This is a genomic window from Candidatus Woesearchaeota archaeon (assembly GCA_003694805.1).
Lineage (GTDB): Archaea > Nanobdellota > Nanobdellia > Woesearchaeales > J110 > J110.
The window spans coordinates 1-7,467 of the sequence record RFJU01000168.1 but is presented as its reverse complement, the minus strand read 5'-3'; the positions used below and the strand labels follow the sequence as shown (position 1 = coordinate 7,467).

The 7,467-nt window shown below is 49.1% G+C and carries 7 protein-coding genes; 6 read left to right on the top strand and 1 reads right to left on the bottom strand.

All coding sequences use genetic code 11. The annotated features are described in order from the left end of the window. Positions 1 to 96: 96 nt before the first annotated feature. Both D6783_06085 and D6783_06080 read left to right on the top strand, forming a co-directional pair. Positions 97 to 744, top strand: a complete 648-nt coding sequence (locus D6783_06085) for a hypothetical protein (protein RME52020.1) — start codon at positions 97 to 99, stop codon at positions 742 to 744. Positions 745 to 759: 15 nt separating this feature from the next. Beyond that, positions 760 to 2,634, top strand: a complete 1,875-nt coding sequence (locus D6783_06080) for a hypothetical protein (GenBank protein ID RME52019.1) — start codon at positions 760 to 762, stop codon at positions 2,632 to 2,634. A 64-nt stretch (positions 2,635 to 2,698) separates the two neighbouring features. Here D6783_06080 and D6783_06075 read toward each other — a convergent pair whose 3' ends face one another. Then, positions 2,699 to 3,358 carry a MarR family transcriptional regulator gene (locus D6783_06075; GenBank protein ID RME52018.1) on the bottom strand — a complete coding sequence of 220 codons (660 nt, stop codon included), beginning with the start codon at positions 3,356 to 3,358 and terminating at the stop codon, positions 2,699 to 2,701. Positions 3,359 to 3,664: 306 nt separating this feature from the next. Here D6783_06075 and D6783_06070 point away from each other — a divergent pair, with 306 nt between their 5' ends. The 4 genes from D6783_06070 to D6783_06055 all read left to right on the top strand — a co-directional run. Then, entirely contained in the window at positions 3,665 to 4,132 is a 468-nt protein-coding gene (locus tag D6783_06070; protein ID RME52017.1) for a hypothetical protein, read from the top strand. Beyond that, on the top strand, positions 4,129 to 4,983 hold the full coding sequence (locus tag D6783_06065; protein ID RME52016.1) for a hypothetical protein: 855 nt from the start codon (positions 4,129 to 4,131) through the stop codon (positions 4,981 to 4,983). The genes D6783_06070 and D6783_06065 overlap by 4 nt, the downstream gene beginning before the upstream one ends. Positions 4,984 to 5,097: 114 nt before the next feature. After that, positions 5,098 to 6,741, top strand: a complete 1,644-nt coding sequence (locus D6783_06060) for a hypothetical protein (protein ID RME52015.1) — start codon at positions 5,098 to 5,100, stop codon at positions 6,739 to 6,741. Further along, positions 6,742 to 7,467, top strand: a 726-nt coding sequence (locus D6783_06055) for a hypothetical protein (GenBank protein ID RME52014.1), incomplete at its 3' end; no start/stop codon positions are given. It lies immediately after the preceding gene.

Below are 7,467 nucleotides of genomic sequence, written 5' to 3'. Positions count from 1 at the left end.
TAATTAACTAATAAAGAAGTAACAAAGAGTGGTTATGAGATGCGGCTCGTGAGCAGTTTGTGACGGCGACAAAATAAAAAAGGAAGGAAGCAGAGAATGTATCGGCAGAGAAGAAGAGCAAGGAAGGGTGCCTGTGGGTTGTGGCAGCGCTTGCAACGCCAGAAAAGAGCGGTTATGGGTATTGGCATGCTCATTATCTTCATTTCGACTATTCTCGTCGCGGCAGTCGCTGCTGGTGTTCTTATTCGGACAACAGGGTTGCTTCAGCAACGAGCGCTCTTGGTTGAAGAAGCCACGAGGCAGCGTCTGGTTAACGGCCTTCAAATTATTTCTGTCATAGGGTATGCGAATCTCTCGTCAGAGACGCTGTCAAAAATTGAGTTGCTCACCCGCCTCCGAGCAGGGAGCACGCCCGTTCGGATGGCTGATGTTGGCCTAACGTTCGTCTCCGGAGATTTTGCCATCGGCGCGAATTTGAACACAAGTATTAGCGGGAACAGCTCGTGCACGTTCGATGCGCTGACATCTGAAAACGAGTTTTGCTTCGAGCCACGCCTCGGTGACAGCGACCTTATCTTGGAAGCGGACGAGCTAATAATTATCAGGTTTAAGCTCAATGAATCCCACGCCCTCGATCCAAAAGACGAGTTTGAAATGTCCCTGATGGCAGGGTCCGGGGCGATTGAGGTGCTCGAGCTGAAAACGCCGGATGTCATCCTCCGCAACCTTGTACGGATTCGGTAAGGGGAGACGCAGAGAATGGGCTTTGGATTTCTGAAAGGACTAGCTAAAAAGAAATCGCCACCAGGACAGGATCAACCAGAAGGCGTCGGGGAGAAGCAGGAAGTGTCCTCTGAAGAGGGGGAGAAAAAGAAACTGGAGGCGCCAAAACCAACAAGCGCTTCAAGCCCTCCGGCGCGAGACAGCTCGGAAAGCAACGAAGAACCTGCAAAAACAGGGACCGGCGGTGAGAACGAGCGGCCCGAGGCGGACGACGCAGGCCGCGGGGCGACGCAAGGAGACGATGATGCCTTGCTTGCTATTATTGAAAGCCAGCTCAAAGACTTGCAGGACGCGGTCAATCAGCGCTTGCTGCAACTCGAGAAAAAAGTTGAGCACATTGCCAAGGAAAGAGACGACGATATTGATTGGGAAGAATTGAAAAAGAAGTTCGCCTCCGTTGATCGGCTTGAGAGAAACATGGAGAAGTTCTTGCACTTGTATGAGGTGTTGACAAACAAATTTAATCCGTTCGTTTCTCCTCGGGATGCAGAGCTTCCTCCCGACGTCTCCCAATCAGCGCTCGTTTCAGAGCAGCAGCGCGGGGATGGGGGCGAGAGCGGATTTCAAGAAGCGGCGCTTCCAACACAACCTCGTGTGCAAGGTGAGAGTAGGATTCAAGGCGGCGGCGTGCAAGGAGTGCCGCATGAAAACATTGGCGTTCATGACCTGGTGGCTCAGCGGGTAGAGGAGATTCCCATAAAAGCGCAAACGCACGAGGAGAAAGAGCGTTTTTTGCAAAAGGCCGAGGCGTTGGCTCAATCGCTCGCAAAGCAAGAAGAAAAGGAAGGCGAGCAGGGGCGAGCAGGTGAGGAGCGGCATGGAACGCAGGAGCAAGCGAGTGCAGGCAGAGAACAAGATGCCGTTGTTGAGGTCGCGAATGGAGATGTTGCAGGGAAGGAAGGAAGAGAGAAGGATGGCGCCGGTGAAGGCGGCGGCCCTGCCGGGAGGGAGGATGTGTGCGAGCGCGTGCGGGTGCGAGAGTCTCTCTCGCTTCCCAAGCGAAAAGGCATTGCAGCAAGGTCGCTCTCCGAGGAAATCGCATTAGAAGTACGGGGGCCTTCCAGCGAAGTGAGGGAAGTGGTGAGGGAGAAGCTCCCTAAAATGGAAGCGCAAGCGCTTGCAAAACTTGTTCAGAAGCGCATGGTTGAGTATCACGATGAGATTGTGCGTAACATTGAGCGTGTTGTGCGCGATGTTCCTCCTGAAGATGAGCTGATGTTGCCAACAGGGCGCTGTGTTCGCAGCCTTCAGGAGCTTGTGCACGTGCTCGAAGAGATGCCCGCAGAAGAATGGTATGCGCTGCAAAGCTCGAGCGACCTTCAAGACCATCTTTCTCGTTGGGTTCACAGGGTTTTTCGCCTTGAGCGCGTGGCACGAAACATTGCAGGTAACGTGAGCAAAGACGAGGTCGTGGCGCTACTGCGTGCTGTGTTGGAAAAAGTGTTTGAGAAGGCGCAGCGAGGTTCTCGAGGGTCTCAAGAGAAGAAAGAAGGTGCCAGGGAGCGCGAAGCGTTTGTTTCTTCACAGACGAAAAGCAAGGAGCACAGCGCTGAAGGTCTGAAGGAGAATGCCGGAGGAGAAAGCGGTGACAAGACGCTCTCCGTGCAAGAGGCAAGAGAGCGCTTGTTTGCGGCAATGCAGCGGCTGAGGTCGTCGCTTGCAACGCTGGATGACGCGTCTTTTGCGTTGTTTCGGCAAGAGCGTCTCAAGAATTTTCTTGCGATTTGCTACAAGGTTGCCGGGAATAAGGAGGCGTGTTCTGCTCTTGAGAACGCAACATCGAAGGAGGCGTTTGCCAGCGCGCTTGACGTTTTGCTTCGTGAGCTTTCTTTAGAACGAACGGTTTTGTAGCTCGCTGCGTAGCTCGCTGCTTGGCAACGAAAAATTTGTTTGAAAAACATGTGTAAACGTAGGTCTACCTTTTTTTCTTTTTTCTTATTTTGGCTTTGTAAAACGTGTATTTTTCAAAAGGGGGTTCTTTGAGGAAGTCGGAGAGTGTTCGCGTGATGGGTGATTCGAGGTTGCTGAGGAGGATCTCGACTTCCGTGAGCGGGATTCCTGTTCCTGCGCTGATTTCTTGCAGGGAGAAGTAGCGGTCAGGTTTTTTTTCGAGGAAGGCTATGACTTGTTTGGTCTTTTCTGTGTCAATCCAGAGCCCTTGAAAGAGTTTTTTGAGCTTTTTTTTGGTGGGTGGCGTGTCGGTAATGAAGAAGACACAGGGGAAGAGTAGTTTTTGCTTCTTTCCCTCATAGCGCATCTCGGTTTTGATGAGCTTTGCTTGTTCGAGTTTGCTAACGATGTCGTGCAGGGTTGAGGGGGAGTGGCCGATGCGTCTTTTTAGTTCTGATAGTGTGAGTTCTTGTTCTCCTGAGAGTGCGAGGAGGATTTCTTGAGGTATGGGTTGCGACCAGAAGGTGAGGATGCTTTGCTGGACGGAAAACGGTGTCGTCTTTGGGTAAAAATCAAGGATTTCCTTGGTTTTTGGATGGTAGATGACGCAGTAGGGGAAGGGGAAGTTGAGCGTGTCGTTGGCGCCGGCAGGACCCGGGACGGTTTTTTTTTTGGTATTGCGCATTCTCTTTCGTATGGGTGGGTGTTTTGTGGGAGGTGTTTTGTGCGGTGGAATGGGGGGTGTTTTTTGTTGTGGGTGTTTCGTTGGTGTTGCCCTTGCTTGTTGTCTTGGTTGTTCTTTAAGAATTTTTTCGTTTTTTCTGAAGAAGCGAAAACTATTTAAATTTGAAAAGTCATTTATTCGAAAATTCCGAATAAGTGTTTATTTGGTGGTGCGGGCCCTCGTCAGGGCGACGAGGCGGCCTCTTCGTAGCTGAACCTTGCACGAGAGGGCGGGAACAGCGAACAAAAAAAGACGACAGGGAAGAGCATGGGCTTTGGAACAGTTGCGACGCACATTATCTTGTTCATTGCACTACTGACAGTAACAACGTCTGTTGCAGTGCTCTTTAAAGGATATGTTGACTCGTCCGGCTCGGCACTCAAAACTCAGCAGCAGTTTCTCTTCGACCAGCTCAGAACAAGCGTTGAGATTACGTCCTTATCGTTCAATTCATCGGCGGACCCTCAGCAAACACACATCTACGTGCTGAACGTTGGTAAGACGAAGCTGGATATCAACAAGACAGACATTTTTATCGACGGCATTAGATTTGCACGAAACGACTCGGAACGAATAATTCGTGTTGAAAACGATACGGACGTGGTCAATAAAGGGATTTGGGATCCAGATGAGGTTGTGTTCATTCAGGCGAACAGAAAACTCTCTTCCGGAAAGCACACGGTTCTGGTCGTGACGGAGTTCGGGGTTGGCGACTCTGAGGTGATGAGCACGTGAACGAAGAGGAAATGATTGGAGGAGCGACGAAAGCTCGCCTCGCAGGTAACGTGGCACGTGAAGACGTTGCGAGAGCCGCGAGGGCCGCTGAGCGCAAGAAAGAACAGGTTTTGCCTTTGCCAGATGTCATAGCAAAGCCGCCTTCAAAAGCTGATGAGTATCAAAATTTTCCTTTTCGCTTGCGAAGGGATGAACTCGATCAAAAATTGGGTGGGGGGCTGCCGAAACACGCGTTCGTAGTTATTGAGGCAAAAAACACCTTAGGGAAAAGTATTTTGGCGCAGCGCTTCACGTTTGGATTTTTAGAGCACGGCCTCTCAGTCACCTATGTCAGCACTGAACTAAGCCTGCCGGGGTTTTTCAATCAAATGAAGTCCTTGAACTACGACGTTCAAGACTACATGCTCTCAGGTCAGATGCTCTTCGTTTCCCTCTACCCTCATCTTGGCGACTCGAGCATAGGGGATGACATTTTGAATCGGCTGCGAGTGGAGCGGCTTTTTGAGAGCGATATTATTGTTTTCGATGCGCTTTCGGAGTTCGTCATTCCAAAAGAAATAACGCGTGCAGAAAGCTTTGACCTGATAACGTTCTTTAAGAAGATAACGAGCAAAGGAAAATCAGTGGTTTTCTGCATTGACCCTGATCAGTTTGATAATGAGTTTTCTTCCCTGTTAAAGTCGATTTGTGATGTGTACTTGCGGTTGGATGTGAAAGAGCATTTCGGGAAGTTGACAAAGATAATCAAGATTGAGCGGTTCAACGGTGCCATGAATGAAGTAGAGTCTGAAATACCCTTCAAGGTTCGCCCCGGTATTGGCATCGTAATTGATATAGCGTCATCGAGTTGAGGCTGATGAGGTCGAGGCTCGAAGAAAGCAGGGTGTGCGCTGTCGGTGGCGTAGCGGCGGATCATTGAGCTGAAAGTACGTTGAGCAGAAAGTAAGTGAATGCCCGAGGGAAGTATGGAAGAAGGGATGACGACAACAATGGATGAGGCGAGAAAGCGCTTCGTCCACGTGGATGCGTATTTGCAGAACCTGCCTTCTCACCTTGGCGTGCCCGAATTTTTGCAAAAACTTGACCGTTCTTTGAAGAAGGTGAAAAATCCAAACATCATCTACCCCGTTGGCGACCCTATTTTTGTCCATATTTTTCGAAGCGAGAGCGGAGAGATGCGCTATAACGCAATTGAGCCGCGCTTGAGTGAAGAGGAGGAGCGCCTTTATCAACTTGTCTTGGACAGAATGATTGCGTACGCGCACACGGCGCCTATTCCTGACACGACAGAGGACGTTGAAAAAATATTGGTTGATTTGCTCGACAACCTCGTAGAGATTGAAGGAGGCGTTACGAAGCCGACGCTGTGGGAGAAAGGCCTGAGCATAACAAAGGCTAAAATTGTTTTGACGAGGACGCAGTATGAGATGATAAAGTATTACTTGATTAGAAATCGTGTTGGCTTTGGGAAGCTCGACCCGATTTTGAAAGATCCTTACTTGGAAGATGTGCACTGCACTGGTGTGGGGAACATCAAGACGGTGCATAAAATTTTTGGCTTGGTGTACACGAACATTGAGTTTAAGGACGATCTGGAGCTGGACAAGTATGTCGTGAGCGTTTCGGAGCGGGTTGAGCGGCCGACATCTGATGCGCATTCTGTTGTGGATGCGATGATGCCTGACGGGTCACGAGCTAATTTTATTTACGGTAGGGATATAAGTCTTGAGGGAACAAGTTTTACGTTGAGAAAGTTCTCGAAAGTTCCTATCAGCATTACGCAGGTTGTCAATTGGGGGACGATGAGTTCAGAACTCGCTGCGTACTTGTGGATTGCCCTGGAGAATCACATGAACCTTTTCGTGTGCGGGGAGACTGCTTCTGGGAAGACAACAACGTTGAATGCCATCTGCGCGTTCATTCCCCCAGATGACAAGGTCTACACGGTCGAGAACACGCCGGAAGTAACGATGCCACATGATGTGTGGCAGCACCTCCTCACAAGAGAAGCGGGGAAAAGTTCTGACGTAACGTATCAAGATTTGTTGTTGGCGGCCTTGCGAAGCAGGCCGAACTATATTATTGTTGGAGAGATTCGCGGTGCGGAAGGCTCGATCGCGTTCCAAGCCATGCAGACTGGCCATGCAGTGATGTCGACGTTTCACGCAGGTAGCACGACGGCAATGATTCAAAGAATCACCGGAGATCCTATCAACATCCCTATTACGTTTGTTGACAACTTGAATCTTTGCTTGATTCAAATGGCGGTTCAGCACAACGGGCAAAGTCTTCGGCGTGTGTTGAGTTTGACAGAGATTGAGCGGTTCTGGGAGCCGACAAAGAAAATGATTACGAGGCAGGTTTTTGATTGGAACGCGATAGAGGATATTCACACGTTTCGGGGGATGTTTAACAGCTATATTTTAGAGCAAAAGATTGCGGCAAGACTTGGCTACAGCGATCCAAGAAAGATTTATGACGAGCTTGCCCTGCGAAAGCGAGTCATTGATAGGATGATTGAGGAAAAGATATTCAACTATTTTGAGGTGTGGGAGTTGATTAAGAAGTTTCGGTATAAGGGAGTCAAGGCGCTTCCTTTCAAGGTGTGAATGATGCATCAAAGAATCACGATGGAGCGGGTTTTGGCTGTCATGAACTTCACGTCTCTCTTCGAGTTCTTGGTAAAGGTTGCTTTGCCGGTGCTTTCTGCTTCCCTGCTGTCCTTTCTTGTTTTGTTAGTTCTCTCTTTTCCGGTGTGGGTGTTGGCTTTGCCGATTCTGGGAGGGTTTGGTTTTTTGTTTTGCTATCCGTTGGTGCGGTATTTTGCCAAGAAGAATGATATTGAGAGCAATTTGCACTTGTTCATTACGTATGCCGGAACGATTTCGACGATGCGTATTAATCGGTCGGTGCTTTTTCGTCGGATTGCGAGTAAAGAAGTTTTCGGAGAGATCTCCCGTATTGCTGAGAAAATTCATTACCTTGCCAAAAAGTGGAGCTTGGGGTTTTCTAAGACGTGCAGGAAGGTCGGTAATTTAATTCCTTCTCAGGCGTTTGCTGATTTCCTGGATCGTTTTGCTGTGGCGATGGATTTTGGTCAGGATATTGAAAAATTTTTGTTGGAGGAGCAGGACGCAGTGATGGATGTGTATGAGTTGGAATATAAGAAGTCGCTGGAGCACATTAAGCTTATTCAAAATTTGTTCATTTCGCTTACCATCTCGACGGCGTTCATGCTCTCGATTTCTCTTCTCTTGCCGATTTTGATGGGTATTTCTTTTTTTGATGTTTCAGGGGGTTTTTCGAAGGTTTCAAAGAGGGATTGTCTCTTGATG

What these genes read in the sequence shown, in the direction of transcription:
- D6783_06085 (RME52020.1), top strand. Translation starts at nt 97, where the DNA reads ATGTATCGGCAGAGAAGAAGAGCAAGGAAGGGTGCCTGTGGGTTGTGG.
- D6783_06080 (RME52019.1), top strand. Translation starts at nt 760, where the DNA reads ATGGGCTTTGGATTTCTGAAAGGACTAGCTAAAAAGAAATCGCCACCA.
- D6783_06075 (RME52018.1), bottom strand. Translation starts at nt 3,358, where the DNA reads ATGCGCAATACCAAAAAAAAAACCGTCCCGGGTCCTGCCGGCGCCAAC.
- D6783_06070 (RME52017.1), top strand. Translation starts at nt 3,665, where the DNA reads ATGGGCTTTGGAACAGTTGCGACGCACATTATCTTGTTCATTGCACTA.
- D6783_06060 (RME52015.1), top strand. Translation starts at nt 5,098, where the DNA reads ATGGAAGAAGGGATGACGACAACAATGGATGAGGCGAGAAAGCGCTTC.